Origin of the sequence: Capnocytophaga genosp. AHN8471 (genome assembly GCF_016806945.1) — a bacterium.
In the GTDB taxonomy this organism is placed as follows: Bacteria; Bacteroidota; Bacteroidia; order Flavobacteriales; family Flavobacteriaceae; genus Capnocytophaga; species Capnocytophaga periodontitidis.
This window is the reverse complement of record NZ_JAESPJ010000019.1, coordinates 143,968-163,671: the sequence shown is the minus strand read 5'-3', so window position 1 is coordinate 163,671 and position 19,704 is coordinate 143,968. Positions and strand designations below refer to the sequence as shown.

22 protein-coding genes are annotated in these 19,704 nt (G+C 37.0%); 18 read left to right on the top strand and 4 right to left on the bottom strand.

Going from position 1 to position 19,704, the window contains the following annotated elements:
• Positions 1-55 precede the first annotated feature (55 nt).
• Positions 56-1,876, bottom strand: coding sequence for a carboxypeptidase-like regulatory domain-containing protein (locus tag JMN12_RS08960; protein ID WP_203138701.1), 1,821 nt, complete (start codon positions 1,874-1,876; stop codon positions 56-58).
• A gap of 142 nt (positions 1,877-2,018) precedes the next feature.
• Here JMN12_RS08960 and JMN12_RS08955 point away from each other — a divergent pair, with 142 nt between their 5' ends.
• The 6 genes from JMN12_RS08955 to JMN12_RS08930 are packed head-to-tail and all read left to right on the top strand — an operon-like array spanning position 2,019 to position 5,478.
• Positions 2,019-2,897, top strand: a complete 879-nt coding sequence (locus tag JMN12_RS08955; RefSeq protein WP_088594529.1) for a cell division protein FtsX — start codon at positions 2,019-2,021, stop codon at positions 2,895-2,897.
• 13 nt (positions 2,898-2,910) lie between these two features.
• Positions 2,911-3,165: a DUF3098 domain-containing protein gene (locus JMN12_RS08950; protein WP_009414016.1), complete on the top strand. Its 255-nt coding sequence runs from the start codon at positions 2,911-2,913 to the stop codon at positions 3,163-3,165.
• A gap of 4 nt (positions 3,166-3,169) precedes the next feature.
• Complete coding sequence (locus JMN12_RS08945) at positions 3,170-3,400, top strand: ferredoxin (RefSeq protein WP_002680813.1); 231 nt, start codon at positions 3,170-3,172, stop codon at positions 3,398-3,400.
• A 5-nt stretch (positions 3,401-3,405) separates the two neighbouring features.
• Positions 3,406-4,023, top strand: coding sequence for a porin family protein (locus JMN12_RS08940; RefSeq protein ID WP_009414014.1), 618 nt, complete (start codon positions 3,406-3,408; stop codon positions 4,021-4,023).
• 33 nt (positions 4,024-4,056) lie between these two features.
• A complete protein-coding gene (locus tag JMN12_RS08935) occupies positions 4,057-4,545 on the top strand; it encodes a hypothetical protein (RefSeq protein WP_225883633.1) in 489 nt (162 codons plus the stop codon).
• On the top strand, positions 4,546-5,478 hold the full coding sequence (locus JMN12_RS08930; protein WP_088594530.1) for a hypothetical protein: 933 nt from the start codon (positions 4,546-4,548) through the stop codon (positions 5,476-5,478).
• Here the strand turns inward: JMN12_RS08930 and upp are convergent.
• The gene (gene upp, locus JMN12_RS08925; protein ID WP_203138699.1) at positions 5,452-6,105 is read right to left on the bottom strand and encodes a uracil phosphoribosyltransferase; all 654 of its coding nucleotides are present in this window, start codon (positions 6,103-6,105) and stop codon (positions 5,452-5,454) included. The two genes, JMN12_RS08930 and upp, sit on opposite strands and share 27 nt — an antisense overlap.
• A gap of 140 nt (positions 6,106-6,245) precedes the next feature.
• Here upp and JMN12_RS08920 point away from each other — a divergent pair, with 140 nt between their 5' ends.
• Entirely contained in the window at positions 6,246-6,830 is a 585-nt protein-coding gene (locus tag JMN12_RS08920; protein WP_088594532.1) for a porin family protein, read from the top strand.
• 79 nt (positions 6,831-6,909) lie between these two features.
• Here the strand turns inward: JMN12_RS08920 and JMN12_RS08915 are convergent, their stop codons facing one another.
• On the bottom strand, positions 6,910-8,256 hold the full coding sequence (locus tag JMN12_RS08915; RefSeq protein ID WP_238423859.1) for an exo-beta-N-acetylmuramidase NamZ domain-containing protein: 1,347 nt from the start codon (positions 8,254-8,256) through the stop codon (positions 6,910-6,912).
• Here JMN12_RS08915 and JMN12_RS08910 point away from each other — a divergent pair.
• The 9 genes from JMN12_RS08910 to JMN12_RS08870 all read left to right on the top strand — a co-directional run bounded on the left by JMN12_RS08910 (position 8,213) and on the right by JMN12_RS08870 (position 16,594).
• A complete protein-coding gene (locus JMN12_RS08910) occupies positions 8,213-9,370 on the top strand; it encodes an ABC transporter permease (protein WP_203138698.1) in 1,158 nt (385 codons plus the stop codon). The two genes, JMN12_RS08915 and JMN12_RS08910, sit on opposite strands and share 44 nt — an antisense overlap.
• A 28-nt stretch (positions 9,371-9,398) precedes the next feature.
• Complete coding sequence (locus JMN12_RS08905; protein WP_009414005.1) at positions 9,399-9,935, top strand: hypothetical protein; 537 nt, start codon at positions 9,399-9,401, stop codon at positions 9,933-9,935.
• Positions 9,936-9,987: 52 nt separating this feature from the next.
• Positions 9,988-11,232: a peptidase U32 family protein gene (locus JMN12_RS08900; RefSeq protein ID WP_009414004.1), complete on the top strand. Its 1,245-nt coding sequence runs from the start codon at positions 9,988-9,990 to the stop codon at positions 11,230-11,232.
• Positions 11,233-11,234: 2 nt separating this feature from the next.
• Positions 11,235-12,041 (top strand): undecaprenyl-diphosphate phosphatase, encoded by an 807-nt coding sequence (locus JMN12_RS08895; protein WP_203138697.1) that lies wholly within the window; start codon positions 11,235-11,237, stop codon positions 12,039-12,041.
• Between the two features lie 17 nt (positions 12,042-12,058).
• Positions 12,059-12,832, top strand: a complete 774-nt coding sequence (locus JMN12_RS08890; protein ID WP_203083336.1) for a phosphatase PAP2 family protein — start codon at positions 12,059-12,061, stop codon at positions 12,830-12,832.
• A 13-nt stretch (positions 12,833-12,845) separates the two neighbouring features.
• Positions 12,846-13,610, top strand: coding sequence for a class I SAM-dependent methyltransferase (locus JMN12_RS08885; RefSeq protein WP_009414001.1), 765 nt, complete (start codon positions 12,846-12,848; stop codon positions 13,608-13,610).
• A gap of 140 nt (positions 13,611-13,750) precedes the next feature.
• Entirely contained in the window at positions 13,751-14,755 is a 1,005-nt protein-coding gene (locus tag JMN12_RS08880) for an FAD:protein FMN transferase (protein ID WP_203083335.1), read from the top strand.
• 42 nt (positions 14,756-14,797) lie between these two features.
• Positions 14,798-15,832, top strand: coding sequence for an FAD:protein FMN transferase (locus JMN12_RS08875; RefSeq protein WP_203083334.1), 1,035 nt, complete (start codon positions 14,798-14,800; stop codon positions 15,830-15,832).
• A 78-nt stretch (positions 15,833-15,910) separates the two neighbouring features.
• Entirely contained in the window at positions 15,911-16,594 is a 684-nt protein-coding gene (locus tag JMN12_RS08870; RefSeq protein ID WP_203083333.1) for a 5'-methylthioadenosine/adenosylhomocysteine nucleosidase, read from the top strand.
• Between the two features lie 4 nt (positions 16,595-16,598).
• On the opposite strand, the gene JMN12_RS08865 is transcribed toward JMN12_RS08870, so the two are convergent.
• Positions 16,599-17,858 (bottom strand): M64 family metallopeptidase, encoded by a 1,260-nt coding sequence (locus JMN12_RS08865; RefSeq protein WP_203083332.1) that lies wholly within the window; start codon positions 17,856-17,858, stop codon positions 16,599-16,601.
• Positions 17,859-17,966: 108 nt separating this feature from the next.
• On the opposite strand from JMN12_RS08865, the gene JMN12_RS08860 reads away from it, so the two are divergent.
• Complete coding sequence (locus JMN12_RS08860; protein WP_009413996.1) at positions 17,967-18,995, top strand: glycosyltransferase family 9 protein; 1,029 nt, start codon at positions 17,967-17,969, stop codon at positions 18,993-18,995.
• Entirely contained in the window at positions 18,992-19,702 is a 711-nt protein-coding gene (locus tag JMN12_RS08855) for a head GIN domain-containing protein (RefSeq protein WP_203083331.1), read from the top strand. Before JMN12_RS08860 ends, JMN12_RS08855 begins: the two co-directional genes overlap by 4 nt.
• The last annotated feature ends 2 nt before the right edge of the window (positions 19,703-19,704 follow it).

The window sequence follows — 19,704 nt, the reverse complement described above, 5'->3', positions numbered from 1 at the left end:
CGCAAAAATAATACTTCTTAGTTAAAAATACAAAATTTTTATATTTTTTTAACGTTTAAAAATGAATTTTGAACATCAAACCTGTGTTTTTGGGTGTAGAAGGAGGAGCAGAATGGTAGAGCGACACATTGAGAAAATAGGCAACATCAAGCAAACCTCTTAAATTGTAACTAAGCGAAAGTTCTTGTAAGTGTAATTGTGTAGTGTCGGAAGTGAGCAGAGCTGTAAGTTGCCAATTATTATCACTCATATAGGTTTGCCACCCCAAACGCCAAGATGTTCCTATTTCTTTTTCGTTAAATGAAGTGATGAACTTGTTGCGCCAAGTATATTGTTTGTAGTAGTATACCCCTCCTATTCTCATTTCTGCTCCTTCAGTTTGTAAGCGATTGTTGAGTAAGGAAGTATCTTCTAATGAAGTGCGATATAGGGTAGCATCACAAAAGAAACTACCCCACCATTCAGTTTCAAATCCTATTTCATAAGAAGAATCTTCTCCCCAAGTATATGCCCCACGTAATTTACTATTAGTGAGTTTTTTATTTCTCTTTTTTTGTAATTTTTTAAAGATGTGATGTGGTAACACTGAAGCTCCTATCGTAGGTCGCCAATACAAGGCGTTCGCTGAGCTTACTGTAGGAAAATCACGCCTTGCCGAAAAATACAGATAGGCTTTCTCATCATATTCTAAAGAAGTAAGCCCAAAAACAGCTGTTTTATCTCTTTCATAAGAAGTTCCTAAATGAGAATGGAGTAAAAAACCATAATCTAAATAGCATAGATAATTGAGCAACACATCGGTATAATAAGAAAGTTTTTCAGAAGGCAAAGAACGATTGTCTAACCTAAAATGAGTCCCTACATTAAAATCACTCCAATTTCTATAAGTTAGTGCTCCTGAAAAAGCATAGAAATTTTCAGGAGCTACTAATGTTTGTTGATTTTGGTGAGAATACCCCCCTGAAAGATCTAAATTCAACCCCGTTCTACCGATATAACTATTATGGCGAGCAAAGAGTTGATAGCGTTCATAAGGTGAAAATTGATTTTCTCGCCCTGATTGCAAGGAAGTAGCTGATAGATAGGTTTGATGCTCATCATTATTACCCATATATAAACTAATTGCATTTTGTGCAATTGTTTTTCCGTTGCTATAAACGCCCGTAGCCGATGAAAAATTACGTTTTGCTTCCCAGTTTTTTCTTATTTTAGTAGTAATTACCACAGCTCCATTAGATGCCTCACCTCCGTACAAGGTAGCTGCCGAGGCACCAGGCAACACTTCTATTTGTTGTATATTTTGTGGGGTTAGATACGCAATATCATCAGCATTTTGGCTTATAGGAATACCATCAACTACATAAAGCACCTTCCCACCTCGGATTGTATTTGTACTTGCGTTGAAACTCAAGGCGCGTCCTTCCAAAATATCAGTCAATTGAACCGTAGGTAGCTCTCGATAATCTCTTGAATATATATTTTGTCCTTGATAAGGCAAGTTTTCCCAATATTCGCGAACACCAGGTGCTGCTGGAAACATCAATCGTGGAGCCCCTGGAATATCACAAAGCGTTTCAGTCTCTTCCTCTTCGAGAGTAATATTAATTTTTTTAGTATCTTCTTTGATAGTGCGTTCTATCTTTTCATAACCTAAAAAAGAAAATTCTAACACTTCACCTACAGACACTTCTATACTAAAATTCCCATCAAAATCGGCTACAACTCCACGTTTAGTGCCTTTTACCCACACCGAAGCTCCAAACATAGGGATGTGCTCTTCATCTACTACTCTCCCTGTTACAGTAAGGGTTTGAGCCAATGAAGGTAAAGCAAAAAGTCCTAAAAAAGCAATTATAAGTATATTTTTTAGATTCATAGAGCAGAAATTTAAGGCAAAGATACAAAATAATTAGTAAATTTTAAAAATTAGAAAACTAGCTAATTAGTTTTTTTTTTGCTATTTCAAAAAAATATTATACTTTTGCCTGATTTTTAGTTTATAAATAGAAAAAACAAAAATGGCTCGGTCTATTGATTCTTTTAACAAACGACGATTACTCACTTCCTATTTTTCGGTAATAGTGAGCATTACCTTAGTACTCTTCCTATTGGGATTCTTTGGTTTTTTAGTGTTCAGTACTAAAAAGTTAGCCAATCACTTCAAAGAACAAGTAACTGTTACTATTCTCATTAAAGACGAAGCTAAAAGTGCCGATATCGCTCAATTACAAAAAACACTCTCAGTAGCTTCATTTGTAAAATCATTGCGATTTATCTCCAAAGATGAAGCTGCTGAAACCTTTAGCAAGGACATAGGCGAAGATTTTGTGAGCTTCATTGGTACAAACCCCTTACAAAATGTTATCGACTTGAGCTTAAAAGCCGATTATGCTGAACCCGATAAAATGGCTGAAATAAAACGTGAATTAGAACAAAACTCTTTTGTATCGGAAGTAGTATACGATCAATCCCTCGTCGCTCTCATTCACGAGAACGTAAATAGAATAGGACTTATTACTTTAGTATTTAGCGCACTCTTCACCTTTGTATCGGTACTGCTCATCAATGCTTCTATTCGCCTATCTATCTACTCTAAACGTTTTATTATCAAAACAATGCAATTGGTAGGTGCCACCCGTAGTTTTATACGTCGCCCGTTTATCCGCACTAATGTACGCTTGGGTATTTTGAGCGCTTTTCTCGCTATACTGCTATTCTACGGGGCACTCTTAGCAATTGTAAAATCATACCCTGAGTTTTCTATATTATTAGACAAAACGATATTATGTGTCGTTTTTATAGGAATTTTCGCTATGGGAATTCTCATCAGTTGGTTGAGCACTTATTTCGCTACACAACGATTCTTAAACTTAAACACAAACGATCTCTACTATTAAATAAACAACAGATATGAAACATCATTCAACTTCTATATTCGGAAAGAAAAACTATCTCATAATGGGAATAGGATTAGCGGTAATCGCTATTGGTTTTATACTGATGAGCGGTGGCGGAAGCGACAACCCCGCAGTATTTGATACGTCGATTTTCAATTTCAGACGCATTCACTTAGCCCCTGCTTTGGTGCTATTAGGCTTTGCTATTGAAATATATGCCATTTTAGTAAAACCTAACGAAGAAGAAAATACAAAAAAAAATGCATAAGGCTATGGTGATTGTGACTCTACAGCGCGAAAAGTGCATAGGATGTAACTATTGTGTAGAGATGGCACCAGAGCAGTTCCAAATGTCTAAAAAGGACGGCAAAAGTGTACTATTACGCTCTACCGAGAAAAAAGGTTTTTTTACACTCAAAAGTTATGACGATAGCATTTTTGAAGATTGTGAAAAAGCTCAAAAGGCTTGTCCTGTAAAGATTATAACTACTAAAAAAATATAATAACAATGAAGAAAATAGTATTATTATCAATATGTTTATTAGCTTCTTATAGTATAGAAGCCCAATATATAGGACTCAAAGCTGGGTACAACTACGCTACCCTAAAAGGCAATGTAAGTGACAGTGCTAGCTTTAAACCTTATCACGGTTATTTTGCAGGAATTACATTAGAGTTCCCGCTCTCTAATTTGTTCTCTCTACAAGTAGAAGGTATTTACAACCGACGTGGAGCAAATATCACCTCCAATACTTATGGCAAAGCTAAACTGAGTTTAGATTATATCTCTTTACCTGTGATGGCGCGCTTCAATGTAGGAAAAGGTATCAACTTGCACATAGGACCTCAGTTAGAATATCGTATCGACAAACCTAACTTTTACTTTGATGCAGGTACCGACCCTGTAACACGTGTAAAAGACGATGCATTAGACATTATCGATGGAGCAATGACTGTAGGCATTGGTTATATGACCGACTCTGGGTGGTTTTTTGAAGCACGCTGGGTACAAGGGCTCACCAGTATTTTTGAATCAGACGAAACTAGTCTCACTCGCACAGGTATCAGTCCTGATTACAATTTCAAAAATAGGACACTTTCTGTAGGGGTGGGATATAGGTTTTAAATAACAAATAAATTAAGTAATAGGTTACAGATGATGAGAAAATTTATAATTATTATAATACTTTTTATAGGATTGTGGGGTTGTGAAAAAGAACGACGTGCACGCAATCCTTACTTGGGTGAGGTGCCTATTAATCTTGATGTTACAGAACTTGATATGCTAAGATATCGACTCCAGAGTATTGGTAATAGTGCTTTTATTTCTCAACAAGGGCTCAGAGGCATTTTTGTTACTTGTTATGGTGAAGGACGTTATTTAGCTTGGGAAGCTGCTTGTCCTAATCACTCTTTAGACGGCTGCTACAGCAGGTTATACAGCGTTAAAACCCCTACTGAAGAAGCTAATTATGAACTCCACGATTATACTTATGTAAGATGCTCTTGTTGCCATACAGTTTACAGTCTAACTACAGGTAATCCTTTTGTTTTAGGAAATATTGCTAAACCTTATCCTCTACTCAACTACAATGTTACTGTATCGGGAACCTCTGGTAAATATTCGTTAAAAATCCGCAATAACTAAATGCTCTCGAAATACTTTGAAAATACAAAGCCCATCACCTTTATCATAGTACTATTAGCACTTTTGATAGGCGATGGGCTATATCAATTTCAGATATTACAACAGCCTTTAGAGGTTGGGGCACATCTTTTATTTTTGTCTATCAACCTTACACTACTTCTATTTTCCTTAATATTACTACACCAAATAGATAGATGGAATGAACTCACCGAAACTAAAAACAGTTATTCTATCGCCTTCTTCAGTATTTTAATAGTGCTCTTTCCTACTCTTTTTGACAATATAAAATTAGTAGGAGCTAACTTACTGATCATCATAGCTCTGTGGAGAGTACTTACCTTAAAAACTGGAGAGGGGATTCCTCAAAAGTTATTGGATACCTCCCTACTCATTATCTGTGCGAGTTTGCTACATCCTTGGGCATTGGTATTCATACTAAATGTATGGACTTCGCTATTGTTCTATGGGGCTGAGAAGCGCCGTTATTGGTTTATCCCCCTCTTAGCTCTTTTAGTAATTGCTTTATTAGGAGGAGCTATACTTATAATATTACAAATACCTTTTTCTTTTGATAGTTATTACAACTTAGTAACTACCGATATAATGCGATTATTACAACTTCCCTCCTACCCTATTGCCACAACAATTGCTTTAATGAGTTTAGGATTGTTATTTTTAGTATCAATAGTGGTGTATTATTTCAGAAGTACTTATCACAGCATTAGCTCAATAGTGGTAGTACAATTTTTATGGGTAGGTTTGCTTGTAGCATTTTTATCAAAAGAAGTGATTTATATTTTTGCCCCCATAGCCATACTTTTTGCATTGTATATCGAAAAAATACGACTATGGTGGCTAAAGGAAACTGTACTATGGATACTATTATCTCTGCCTGCTACAATACTCTTACTCCATTTTATTACCAAAAGCTAAATCGCCTGCATCACCTAAGCCAGGCACTATATAACCGTGATCGTTGAGGAGTGGGTCGATAGTAGCAATCCACAAGTGAGTGGTTTCAGGAAATTTATCTTCTAAATATTCTATCCCTTGTTGTGCCCCAATTACAGCAAATAAGTGTATTTCTTTAGGAGTTCCTAAAGGCTTCAAAGCGTTGAACACATTGGCAAACGAACGACCTGTAGCCAGCATCGGGTCGGCTAAGAAAAGTATTTTACCATCTAAAGAAGGAGAGGCAAGATATTCTACCATTATATCAAAATCGGTTTCGGAAGTGTGTTTGCGATAAGCCGATATAAAAGCATTATCTGCATTGTCAAAATAGTTCATCAAGCCTTGATGCAATGCCAAACCAGCACGCAAAATAGAGCAAATTACAATCTCATCTTTGGGTAATTGTACTTTTTTTTCACCTAATGGGGTAGTAATTACCTCAGTTCTGTAGTGTAGAAATTTACTCATTTCATAACACAATACTTCGCCTATACGTTCTAAATTTTTACGAAAACGCATACGGTCTTTTTGGATATTTACGTCGCGCAACTGGGCGATAAATCGGTTTAATACAGAGGGCTCTTCGCCTAAATGGTGTATAATCATTGGTGTGGTAACTTTAATATTTTCAAGCCACAAAAGTAGTATATAATTTATTAATTTCCAAATTTGCTAATTTGCTATTTTATTTTTTTGGCACGCTATTTGGGATAATCACTACGAAACATTAAACAATAATTAAGCGTATGAAAAAAACAATCACTAAATTAACAGCTTTTATTGCTATAATGCTACTCACCACTACTGCCTATGCTCAAGAGTTTCACTTAGGAGCTAAAGCAGGAGCTAACTTAGGAAAATTGGATGGCGTTGCCTACAGTAAAGGCTTCAAATTGGGATACCAATTGGGCGGCTTTGTAGAATATGACTTCAATGACAAATGGGGGCTACAAGGCGAGATTCTATTTAGCCAAACTAACACAAAGTTCCGTGATAGTTATCAATCAGTGTGGGATGAAAAGTTTGATAAAGAAAAGACTTTGAACTATGTAGGCGTACCTTTACTCTTTAAATACAATCCTAGTGGGTTGATTTCATTGCACGCAGGTCCGCAATTTAGTTTTCTTGCTAATAAAGATGATAGCACTTGGGAAAATGGTAAAAAACTTTTCAAAGATACCGACTTCTCGTTAGTTGCTGGTGCCGAAGTAAATTTAGGTCCGCTCTTTGCTTACGGTCGTTATGTATGGGGCTTTTCTGATATTAGCAATACCCTTAAAGAGAAAGCCACTACCCAACAAATTCAACTGGGTGTAGGCGTACGTTTTTAGACTTACGAATATATTAGTTAATTAGAAGATAGGTTTTAAGGATTAACAAGTATCACCTTAAACCCTATCTTGTTTTTTTTTAATATAGTAGATATTTTTTTCTCACTTCTTTAAATTTTCCTAACTCTTTTTGCCAGGTTTGGCGTATTTCAGATTCAGTTTTACCTTCTATAATTTGTTTTTTTAGAGCATCGATACCTGCTATTCTATTGAAAGAGGATGTGAAGAAAGGCGTTTTTACCCCTTTACTTTGTTCAAAAGCTTTTTTAAGCCAAGAAAGATTGAGTTGGTTTAAGCGAGGTGTTTTGCTCAAATCTTCACCATAACACAATTTCCCATTAAACTTTGGATTTTTATCTCCTGCATTAGGGTGGGGTGTAAAACTAAATGTACTTTTCGCAAAATAAGGTGAACCATAAATTTGAAACTGCTGAGAAGTACCACGCCCCATACTCACATTAGTTCCTTCAAAAAAACACAAACTGGGGTATAAGTTTATCGACATATCATTAGGCAGATTGGGCGATGGTTTTACAGGCAGGCTATAAGGTGTTTGGTGAGTATAGTTCGCTAACGGAATCACCTTTAAATCAGCAGTAACACCTTCGTGCAACCACTTTTCACCATTAATCATCTGGGCGTATTCACCAATAGTCATTCCGTAGACCACAGGCACAGGGTGCATCCCAATAAAACTCTTAAATTGTGGTTTCAGTACTGGCCCATCAATATAATGTGCATTAGGATTAGGGCGATCTAACACTATTATAGGAATATGCTGCTCGGCACAAGCCTCCATTACATAGTGTAAAGTAGAAATATAAGTATAGAAACGCACACCAACATCTTGTAAATCGAAGAGTACGAGGTCTACCTCTTTCAGTTGTTCAGGGGTAGGCTTTTTATTTTTACCATAGAGTGAAATGATAGGTAAGCCCGTTTTAGAATCTTTGCCATCTTTTACCATTTCACCCGCATCAGCTTCTCCTCTAAATCCGTGTTCGGGAGCAAAAACCTTACTGATGTCTATTTTTTTCTTTAATAGGGTATCTATTAAATGTACATAATTACCTTTTTCAGTCTTCACAATTCCTGTTTGGTTAGTGACTACAGCTATATTTTTTGCACGCAAATCCTTAATATAAAGATACATTCGGTTTGCGCCTACAACTACTTCTTTTGTCTGTTTTTCAGCTTTTTGCACAGATGAGTAGTCTTGCGATTGTCCATTATTTTTGCACGAAATGAACGTACATAAGAAAAAAAGTGTAATTTTGGCACTTCTAAAAGGCATTATTGTTTTGAATGTTGAATATTTCATAGCAAAAAGAGTTATTTTCTCAAAAGGGGACAAAGGTACAATTTCTTCTCCAATTATCAAAATGGCAATAGCTGCTATTGCTGTAGGAATGGTGATGATGCTCATCGCTATTGCTACGGGTATTGGTTTGCAACAAAAGATTAGAGAAAAATTAGTAGTTTTCCACGGTCACATACAAATTTTCGATTACGGCAGCAATGCTTCACAAGTTACTACCAAACCTATTAGCATACAACAGGATTTTTACCCTAATTTTTCGGCAGTGCCCGAAGTTACTCATATTCAAGCAGTAGCAACCAAAGGCGGAATTATCCGTACCGAGAATACTTACGAATCCATTCTCGCTAAAGGTGTAGGGCAAGATTACAATTGGTCACTTATTCGCGATTTTATTACCGAAGGGCGCACTCCTAATGTATCAAGTGAAGAACTGACCGATGAGATACTGATGTCCACCTATTTAGCTAACAAACTGCATCTTAAACTCGGCGACCACTGCCAAGCTATCTTCTTAAAAGACGAAGCTGCTCAAGCTCCTAACCAACGCAATTTTAAAATTGTAGGTTTATACAACAGTGGTTTTCAAGAGTTTGACGCATCGTATATCTTCACTGATATTCGTCATATTCAAAAAATCAACAAATGGAAAGCTGATGAGATAGGCAATTTTGAACTTTTTATCAAAGATTTTGATCGTATTGAGGCAGTAGGCAAACAGGTATACGGCAAAATTGGTACTTTCCTCGATTCACAAACAATTATTCAAAGATTTCCTTTTATTTTTGAGTGGCTCAGTATGTTCGATTTTAATATTTACCTCATCATCGGGATAATGATAGTTGTAGGTGGATTTAATATGATTACAGCTATTCTCGTGCTCATTTTAGAAAAAACCCCAATGATAGGAACTCTGAAAAGTTTAGGAGCTTCTGACCGCAGTATTCGCAAGATTTTTTTATATAATGCTACCTATATCATAGGTTTAGGTTTATTATGGGGTAATATTTTAGGTTTCTTACTATTGTGGTTACAGCAGCGTTACAGTATTATCAAGTTAGACCCAGCAACCTATTATGTAAGCGAAGTACCTATTGCTTTCATTCCCTTATGGGTAATATTGCTCAACATAGGGGTCTTGTTGTTGTGCTTACTAATGTTGCTCATCCCTACCTATGTGATTACCAAAATATCACCTACTAAATCGATGAAATTCTCCTAATTTCTAAACTTAATTAATTATAATCTATATGAAACACTTTTTGTTAACTTTAGTACTTTTTTCAGTAGCAACTTTGGCAATGGCTCAAAGCCCAAACATTTTAGATCCTGCTTATCAAAACAGCCGCCCTAATCCTTGGACTTTTGGAGGAAATATAGGCTTTAGCTATTCTTATGGCTTAGGGGTAGATATATCACCACGTGTGGGGTATAAAATCACCGACGATTTAGAATTAGCCGCTATTGTAAATGGTTCACTACAACACAGTGAGTATTTTCGTAGCCTTTCAGTGTCAGTAGGTCCTGCTTTATCATACTATATAGGAAGGGTAGCCTATATAAGCACTAGCTATCAGCATTATTTCATCTCTCAAAAACACAAAACTACAAATATGAAATATAATACCGAAGAGGACGCTCTTTATATCGGGGGAGGATATATGCAGAACTTAGGAGGCAATGTGTATGTGCAAATAGGCGCAAGCTACAATGTGCTTTATAAAAAAGACAAAAGCATTTTTAGCACTGGTTTTATACCCAATATAGGTGTTGTTATAGGGTTGTAATTGGCTAATTGACAAATTATTCATACCTTTGCACCCTCAATCACTATAAATAATGACAAATACAGGAAAAATTGAACTAATGGCTCCCGCTGGAAACTTCGAGTCACTACAAGCAGCAATAGATAACGGTGCCGACTCAGTATACTTCGGGGTAGACCAACTCAATATGCGTGCAAGAGCAAGCATTAACTTCACCATTGCCGACCTTGACGAAATTGCTCGCCGTTGTGCTCCTAAAGGCATCCGCACCTACCTCACCCTCAACACTATCATCTACGACCACGATCTTTCTATTATCAAAACACTACTTGATGCAGCAAAAAAAGCAGGGCTTACTGCCGTTATCGCTATGGATCAGGCTGTCATCGCCTACGCCCGCCAAATAGGAATGGAAGTGCATATCTCTACTCAAATCAACATCACCAATATCGAAACTGTGCGCTTCTACGCTATGTTTGCCGATACGATGGTGATGAGTCGTGAACTCAGTTTGCGACAAATAAAAAAAATATGTGAACAAATAGAAAAAGAGCAAATCAAAGGTCCTTCAGGCAATCTAGTAGAAATAGAAATATTTGGGCACGGGGCACTTTGTATGGCAGTATCAGGCAAGTGTTATTTGAGTTTACACTCTCACAATTCTTCAGCTAATAGAGGTGCTTGCAAACAAAATTGCCGTAAGAAATACACCGTAATCGACCAAGAAAGCGGTTTTGAAATAGAACTTGACAACGAATATATGATGTCACCTAAAGACCTCTGCACTATCGACTTCCTCGACCAAGTAATTGATACTGGCGCAAAAGTATTGAAAATTGAGGGTCGTGGACGCGCCCCAGAATATGTAGCTACTGTAATTCGCACCTATCGTGAAGCTATTGATGCCTATTACGCAGGTACTTATTCTAAAGATAAGTTTGAAGGATGGATAGAGACTCTAAAAACTGTATATAATCGTGGCTTCTGGGGAGGTTATTACTTAGGACAAAAATTGGGTGAATGGAGCGAAAACCCTGGTTCTAACGCTACCCAAAAAAAAGTGTATATCGGGCAAGGCAAGCATTACTTCCCTAAAACGGGTATCGCTGAATTTGCTATTGAAGCCTTTGATATAAAAATAGGCGACAAAATCCTCATCACAGGCCCCTCTACTGGTGTGCAAGAGCTTGAGCTTACCAGTATGATGGTCAATGATGTCCCTGCCGAACGTGCTAAAAAAGGCGATTCTTGCACTATAAAAACTAATTTCAGAGTGCGACTATCTGATAAACTCTATAAAATAGTAAAAAATAACTAATAATGAACACACTACAAGCAATTATAATTGCCATTATCGAAGGTCTCACCGAGTATCTTCCTATCTCATCTACAGCACATATGGGCTTTACAGCATCCCTTATGGGTATCCCCGATGACGAATATTTGAAAATGTTTCAGGTATCTATACAATTTGGTGCTATTCTCTCAATTGTAGTGCTATATTGGCGTAAGTTCTTCAACTTTACTCAATGGCAATTCTATTTCAAATTAGCTTGTGCCGTAGTGCCTGCTCTTATACTTGGCAAACTCTTCGACGACAAAATAGAAGCCGTTTTAGGTAACCAAAAAGCCATTGCTATTACACTTATCATAGGAGGAATAATCTTATTGTTTGTAGACAACTGGTTTAAAAAACCTACCATTCACGATGAGAAGCAAATCAGTGTAAAGAAAGCTATAACCATTGGCTTTTGGCAATGTTTAGCAATGATGCCAGGCACCTCGCGTTCGGCAGCCTCTATCATAGGTGGGATGACCCAAGGACTCACACGTAAAGCTGCTGCCGAGTTCTCCTTCTTTTTAGCCGTCCCTACAATGCTTGCCGTAACTGTATATTCTATTTTCTTGAAGAAATGGGGGGATGCCGAAGAAAAAGGTTACGAGTTGATAATGAAAACCGATGAGAGTTTTTGGCTGTTTATTATAGGTAATGTAATAGCTTTTGTAGTGGCTATGATAGCTGTAAAATTCTTTATCCATATCCTCACAAAATTCGGCTTCAAAGTATGGGGAATCTACCGCATCATAATCGGAACTGCATTGCTAATCTATTTCTCTATAAACTAACTACTGATACACCTAAAATGAAAATATTATTTCTGACAATAGCTTTTGTTTGTCTGCTCATTCACTCTATAAAAGCTCAGACAGATAGTTTATCAGTAATGGATGAGCAAGGAATCGTAGCCGACACTTTGCGCAGTGATGCAGAGAAACCACAACTCAAACAAGTAATTTTACCTGCTTCTCTCATTACCTTAGGAGTAATTTCTAATGCTACCTACATAAATCGCTATGTACAGCGCCACGTTTATAATTATTCTGGCGGCCATAAGTTACGTATTGACGACTATATACAATACGCTCCCATTGTAAGTGTTTTTGCTTTTAGCAACTTAGGCGTAAAAGCTAAACACACCGTCAAAGAACGATTGATTATAGGAGCTACCGCCTATGCTATAATGGGGGCTTTGGTAAACGGAGTGAAATACACTGCCAAAATACAACGCCCTGATAGTAGTGCTTTCAACTCCTTCCCTTCAGGGCATACAGCAACTGCTTTCACAGGAATGGAAATCCTATGGCAAGAATATAAAGATGAAAATGTGTGGGTAGGTATCAGTGGCTATGCCTTTGCTACTACAGCGGCAACCCTCCGCTTATACAACAACCGCCACTGGATAGGCGATGTTTTAGGTGGAGCTGGGATAGGCATTCTCAGCGCAAAAGCAGCCTATTGGCTCTTCCCTTATACTTCAAAACTACTTACACGCAAAGAAAAATCATCTGTACAAATGGCTATCTACCCTGTTTATTCTGATGAAATGAAAGGAATAGGGCTCACCCTTTTTCACTAAAAAATAGCTTCTAATGGCAATTATTACCACTATATTAAACAAAGTACCCCGACCTTGGCTCATCAAATTGAGCTATTGGGTGCGCCCCTTTTTATCTTTCTATCTACGAGGTAAAAAATATCAAGACCCCATTGACGGATATACTTTTAGAAAATTCTTACCCTATGGCTATGGCAAAGCACGCCCCAATGTGCTCTCCCCCTCTACCCTATCATTAGAACGCCATAGGTTGTTATGGCTCTATCTCACTCGCGAAACAGACTTCTTTTCCAAACCCTTAAAAGTACTACACGTAGCTCCCGAGCAAGCCTTCTATAAACGATTTAAAAAGCAAGCTAACCTCGATTACCTCACAACCGACCTCTATTCGCCTTTAGCTGATGTAAAAGCCGACTTATGTGCCCTCCCTTTCGAAGATGAAAACTTTGACGTGATATTTTGCAATCACGTGTTAGAACACATCCCCGATGATACCCAAGCAATGCGAGAACTATATCGTGTAATGAAAAAAGGCGGTTGGGGCATTTTTCAAGTACCACAAGACTATAACCGAGCAGTTACTTTTGAAGACAACAGTATCACCGACCCCGAAGAGCGTACACGTATCTTTGGTCAGTACGACCACGTGAGAATATACGGAATGGATTATTTTAACAAACTCCGTGGCATAGGTTTTGAGGTAGAAGAAATACACTATGCTTCTAAATTATCCACTGAAGAAATTGAACGCTACCGCATTGTAGCAAATGAAATCATTCCTCTGTGTAAAAAGAGGTGATAGAGAGAAAAATAACAACACTTAACTCCCTTGTTGCTAAAGAGTTGTTAAAAATGTTAAGAAAAATATAAAAAAAATAATTGCAAAAATACTTGCAGATTTAAAAAATAGCTGTATCTTTGCCCTGCATTTATAAAAAAATGAAATATTTATTATTGAGTATCCCCCTACTTTTTGTAGGTTGCCAAACTGAAAAATTACACTTTATAGAAGGTGAAGCACAAGGTTCTACTTATCATATTAAATATATAAGTAGTAGTAATGAAAACTTACAGCCCGCTATCGATTCTATTTTACAGGTGATAGACCAATCTATGTCTACCTACAAGCCAGATTCTGATATTTCTAAAGTCAACAACGGAGATACCACTGTGGTAGTAGACGAGCACTTTAGAAAAGTTTTTGAAGCTTCTAAACAAATATGGCAAGAAAGTGAAGGTTTGTTCGACCCTACTGTAGGAGTATTAGTAAATGCTTGGGGATTTGGCAAACAAAAAATAGCCGATAAAGATCTCCCTACCTATGAAAAGATAACAGAACTTAAAAAGTATGTAGGCTTTAATAAAGTACAACTTACTGATAATAATCATATCAAAAAGGAGTACCCTGAAATATTGTTCGATTTCAATGCCATCGCCCAAGGCTATACCTCCGATGTCGTAGCTGCCTTTCTTAATTCAAAAGGTATTGAAAACTATATTGTAGAAATAGCAGGTGAGATGTTCTTAAAAGGAAAAAATACTTTAGAAAATAAAGAATGGACAATAGGTGTTGAAAACCCTATCAAACCCTTAGATGAAAGAGAGCTAATCACTACTATACAATTTAAAAATCAAGGGCTTGCAACTTCTGGTAATTATCGCAAAGTATGGATGGATAGCAACGGACGCAAATATGTACACTCCATCAACCCCATTACAGGGCGTGCTTCCCAAAGTGATGTACTCAGTGCTACTGTAGTAGCTCCTTCCACTATGTACGCCGATGGTTATGCCACAATGTTTATGGTAATGGGAATGGAAAAAAGCAAAGCTTTCTTAGCAAAACACCCTGATTTAGCTGTACTTTTAGTATATAGTAACGAAAAGAATCAAGAACTTACTTTTAAAACCCAACCTTTTGAAAAATTAGAAAAGAAACAATAAAATTTAATAGACTAAAATATCAATTTTTAAATATATGCAAATATGAACAGAAAAATTTTAACATTATGCTTGGGGGCTTTGCTCTTATTTTCTTGTGATAACACAAAGAAAACCCCAAAACTTTATGAAGTAGAAGGGAAAGGTGGTAGTGTAGCTTATCGCGTGAAATACATCTCTACCGATAGTACTGACTTGAAGCACAGTATCGATTCTCTTGTAAAAGTAGTAGATCTCTCTATTTCTTCTTACAATCCTGAATCTATTGTATCAAAAATCAATCAAGGGATTGAAACTACTAAAATAAACGATCACTTTAAGAATGCTTTTGCCACTGCACAGAAAGTATGGAAAGAAAGTGGAGGATTTTATGATCCAACTATAGGAGTTCTTGTGAAGGCTTGGGGGTTTGGTAAAGAACCCATCCAACCTATTTCTAAATTACCTACTGAACAACAAATCGACAGTTTGAAAAAATATGTAGGTTTTGAAAAAGTTCACATTAGCAATGACGATTATGTAAAAAAACAAAGTCCAGCTATCCAGTTAGACTTAACTTCTGTACTAAGAGGTTATACCGTTGATGTAATTTCGGATTTCTTGAAATCTAAAGGCATTGAGAATTTCTATGTAAAAGTAGATAGTGAAGGCATTGTGCTTGGTAGGGATATTGTGAACAATACTCCTTGGAAAGTAGAAGCTGAAGATCCTTACGAACTAAATAATAATTACCAAGAAGTAATTCTAAACCTTAATAATGAATCAATTTCTACTGATGAGAACTATCGTAGAGTATGGATTGATGGAAATGGCAAACGCTTTGTGCACATTATCAATCCTTTCACTGGTCACCCAATGACAGGAGAAATGCTCAGTGCCACTGTAATTGCTAAAACAGCTGTAGAATCAGATGCTTACTCTACTATGTTTATGATCATAGGACTTGAAAAAAGCAAAGAGTTCTTAGCTAAACACCCTGAACTTAAAGCTTTATTAGTATATAGTGATCAAAACAATGAGGTTAAAACTTACAAAACTCAGAACATAGAACCTCTTATTGTAGCTGTAGCACAAAATTAATTGAAAGTAAAATAGAAATGAAGGGGACTGCTTGACAACTCAAACAGTCCCCTTCTAAATTGCTAATTATTAATTGATATGATTGGAATTATTGGCGCAATGGAGCTTGAAATCAACACCTTAAAAGCTTCCATTGAAAATTGTAAAGAAACAAAAATAGGGCGCTTTGTATTTTATGAGGGAAAACTCTGCGGTAAAGAGGTAGTGATTTTACTATCAGGGATAGGAAAAGTAAGTGCCGCAGTAGGTACTACCTTGCTTATAGAGCATTACCACCCTTCACTTATCATCAATACGGGAACCGCTGGAGGATTGGACAACACTTCTGTACACGATTTAATCTTAGCTACCGAAGTGCGTCACCACGATGTAGATGTAACAGCTTTCGGTTACGAAATAGGACAACAAGCGCAAATGCCTCCTGCTTTCAAAGCTGATGCCCAGTGGAATGAAAAACTAAGAACTGTAGCCTCTGCCCATCAGTACATTTTACATTACGGACAAGTAGTAAGTGGTGATTCATTTATCTCAGACCCTAAACGTTTTGATGAAATTTCACTTAACTTCCCTAAAGCTAAAGCTGTAGAGATGGAAGCTGCTGCTATTGCACAAACTTGCTATATGCTAAATATCCCTTTTGTGATGTTACGCTCTATATCTGATAAGGCAGGCGAGGGCAACGCTATTTCCTATAACGAGTTTGTAGAGGAAGCAGGACGTATTTCGGCTTCTATAGTTGAAGCATTCTTATCAAGCTACTAACATCCTATTTAGTGTAAAAATCAACTATTTTGCGAATCGCACGTTCACATACAAGGCAAAAACCCTTCGGATCGTTAGATTTCATTCGGCAATCTTGCATAGGACTATAAACCCCTTTACTAGTATACCCTCCGCCTTCAAAAGCACCGAGGGTATTTTTGTATTTCGAGATACGAGGAGTAGGAATAGGAGTTCCTTTTTTTACCATATCTTTCCACTTGCTCTCAAAATTCACTAAGGTAGTGATGTTTTCTTCCCAAGGCTCTATCTTAGGGTCATAAGTTTCTTGAAAAGTAGGATCCCAATCGTAGTAATATTCATCAGCTAAGCCCACAAAACCGTGTCCAAACTCGTGTATGTACACTTTTTCGGAGAGTTCATTATCAGCTGAGGCTAAATTGAGGTGATTATAAAAAGCTCCACCTCCATAAGTAGATGTATTTACCAATACATAAATTTGGTCATAAGGCACAGCTGAGGCAGCATCAGCAATGGCTTGCATACTATTAGTAGTAAGATAACGCTCTTGATTAAACGTATAGAAAGACGCGTTAAATGCTGTATTTTTATAAATATGTTTCCCTGGTACATCGGTACCACTTTCTTTAGAGGGCACTGCAATGGCATAGACATTAAAATCTTTTTTGAGTTTATCAAAAGGGGGAATTGTGAACATATAGTCCGTCATACGTTGTGCATCGGCGTAGAATTTTTCAGTTTCAGTAACTGTATAACCTTCTGCTAAAATCACAATATCCACTTTTTTAGCTGCATTGCCATTGTTGAGCAATTGCTTTATAGGGTAGCTGGGTTGTGTTTCTTCAATAATAAAATAATCATCTGGAGATAATTCTTTAGTAGCAATAGTGTGAAATACTCCTTGTTTATCGCGTTTATCGAGATGCAAAAGGAGTTTTTTAGTAGGAAAAGGCAATTGCATTGCGTGAGCAAAAAGGCGTTTTTCAGCTTTTGCTTCTTCAAGAGTAGCCCATTCATTAGCTAAAGAATTAAACCCCTTTGAAAATACTAATTGAGTACCATCAAACACTTGCAGACGAAAATTCCCCAAATTAGGAGCAATGAGGTGTGAATGTGAACCTCCCCAATATGGTTCTTTCCTTAGTTGACCAAAAATTACTTCTGTTTTTTGGGCATCAGAGAGTAAGTTAAAGTCTATACGAAGACTTTTATCGAAGGTAAAAACCGTGCTATTTTGAGCGAAAATAAACTGCGTGAGAAAAAAAAGTAAAAATAAATGCCTCATATTTAGTTGATATTAAAAATTATTTACTACATTTGCACTGATTTTAGTTAGAGATGGTAGCTTTTCAGCTGCCAAAGATAATAATAAAAACATTCATACCAAAACAAAATGGAACATATCGCTGTATTTAGAATGTCGGCAATGGGTGATGTAGCCATCAGTGTACCTGTTGTAACGGCCTTTTCTGAGCAATATCCTGACGTAAAAATTACCTACCTCACACGTCCGTTATTTGCTCCAATGTTTTCTCATCTACCTAATGTAGAGGTTTTTAGCCCTGAACTCAACGGTAAACACAGTGGCTTAATGGGTTTGTATAGGCTCTATAAAGAGCTAAAAGCAAAAGGAATTCAGGGAGTGGCTGATATTCATAATGTATTACGCACTAATATCCTTAAACTTTTTTTTAAAGGCTCTAAAATACCTTTTAAACAGATTAACAAAGGCAGAAGAGAAAAGTACGCTCTTACACGCTATAAATTTAAAGTTTTTGAACCGTTAAAACCTTCGTACCAGCGATACGCTGATGTATTCGATGCCTTAGGTTTCCCTATTGATTTGAGCGACGACTATTTGCTCCCTCCTACCCCACTGAGTGAACCTGTAGAAAATTTGCTAAATGGAAGTGAGTTGCACATAGGGGTCGCACCTTTTGCCTCCTTTATAAGCAAACAGTACCCTTTTGACAAAATGTGTGAGGTGATTGAAAAACTCTCTCAGCGCTACCCTAATAGTATGATTTACATCTTTGGAGGTGGCAAAGAAGAAGAGCAAAAAGTAGCTCAAATTCAGTTGCCTAATACCGAAAATATGGTAGGCAGGCTCTCGTTCAAACAAGAATTAGAACTCATTTCTCATTTGGATATAATGATAGGAATGGACAGTGGTAATGCGCACCTATCAGCAATGTATGGAATTCCAACTATTACTCTTTGGGGAGTTACACACCCTTACGCAGGCTTTTATCCGTATGATCAACCTAAAGAGAATGCCCTTTTAGCCGATAGAACACTATATCCGCTCATTCCTACTTCAGTTTATGGAAAAAAATACCCAAAAGGCTATGAAAAAGCCATAGAAACCATTTCAGTAGAAATGATATTAAACAAAGTAGAACAAATATTAAATGTATTATGAAAAAAATTATGACTTTTATGATGACTGCTCTATTAGTAGGAGTAGTGTATTGCCAAAAAAATACTAATGGCGAAAAAGAAATCAAAACTGAAGACCGAAAAGTAGCTGCTTATGAGTCAGTCGAAGTATCGGGAGCTTATCATCTTGTGCTCACAGAAGGCGAAGGAGGTGCTTTAAAAGTTAAAGGACAAAAAGAGGTACTTCCGTATTTGAAAACAAGTGTATCAAATAAGGTACTCTACGTGAGTATAGACAATAAATACAAACTAAAAACTTCATTAACAGTATATGTACCCATTAATACTTCTTTGAAAAAGATAGTAACAAAAGGTGCTGTTGATGTTTCTACACAAGGAAAACTAAAAGTAGGTGAGTTACAGCTCAAAATAGAAGGCAGTGGCGACCTCGATGCTACTGTAGAGGCTACCGCTCTTGATGTACAGGTAGCTGGAGCAGGCGATGTAGATATAACAGGTACAGCCGAACGACTCAATGCCGTAGTAAAAGGAGCGGGCGATATAGACCTTAAAAATCTCATCGCTAAAAAAGCTACTTTGCGTATAGCGGGCGCTGGAAACATTTCAGCTCACGTAACTGAAGAAGTAGACGCTTCTATAGCAGGAGCAGGTGGCATCACTGTAAAAGGTAATCCGCCTGTGTTTAAGAAAAGTGTAAAAGGTATAGGGCGCATCAAAATAGAAGAGTAGGA